This is a genomic window from Micromonospora arida (assembly GCF_003857035.1).
In the GTDB taxonomy this organism is placed as follows: domain Bacteria; phylum Actinomycetota; class Actinomycetes; order Mycobacteriales; family Micromonosporaceae; genus Micromonospora; species Micromonospora arida.
Window position 1 is genome coordinate 1 of sequence record NZ_QGSY01000003.1, and the last position, 798, is coordinate 798.

Here is a 798-nt window from a genome sequence, read left to right on the forward strand (position 1 = left end):
GGCCTCCACGGGGTGCGGGGGTAGGTGGTGAGGTGCCGGCGGCGCGGGTGTCGGGCCCGCGCCGCCGGCGTGATGGCTCGCTAGTTGTCGGTCACAGTGCCGCGCACTGGGTGGTGCGTGGGCCGTGCACGGTGTTGGCGACGCCCAGGTTGGTCGGGGCGGGGTTGTTTGCCGTGCAGTTGAGCGGGCCGCGGATGGTGTTGCCGGCCAGCAGGGGTGCGTCGGTGCCGGTGGTGTTGCCGGTCAGGCTGACCGGGCCGGCGATGGTGACGTCGATGACGGAGACCGCGTTGGTGGTCTTCGCGATCTGGACGGGGCCGTTGATGGTGCTGTCGGCGAGGAGGATGCCGGCGGCGCCGGTGGCGCTGACTGGGCCGCTGATGGTCGTTCCGGTCGCGACGAGTGCCGCGCCGGCCCGGACGGTGACGGGGCCGTTGATGGTGGCGTCGTCGGCGCAGGTGAAGCCGGAGACGGTCAGTGGTCCGTTGCGTCGGCCGGTGAGGGTCGGGTAGACGCGTTCGCCGTCGGTCAGCTGCTCGACGCCCTTGGTGTCGAGCAGCAGCGGGATGAGGCCGCGTTCGGGCTGGTTGAGGGGGACGTAGTAGCCGTCCTCGGTCTTGATGACCTTCCAGCCGTGTGCGGCGATGCGTTGCGCGACGGTGGTGCCCACGCCGCCGGGTCCGTCGGTGCGGGCGCCGTTGTACTGCTCGTCGGTGAGTTTGTAGGCGCACGGGGCGTTGTCGAGGATGAGGTCGGCGGGGGGTGCGTCCAGCGGCGGCGTGGGCACCACCGTCGCGC

General features: G+C 71.9%; 1 pseudogene. It reads right to left on the minus strand.

Annotated features, from left to right (window positions below):
- Positions 1-91 precede the first annotated feature (91 nt).
- Positions 92-798: pseudogene (locus DLJ58_RS33710) on the minus strand (carboxypeptidase); the annotation flags it as partial.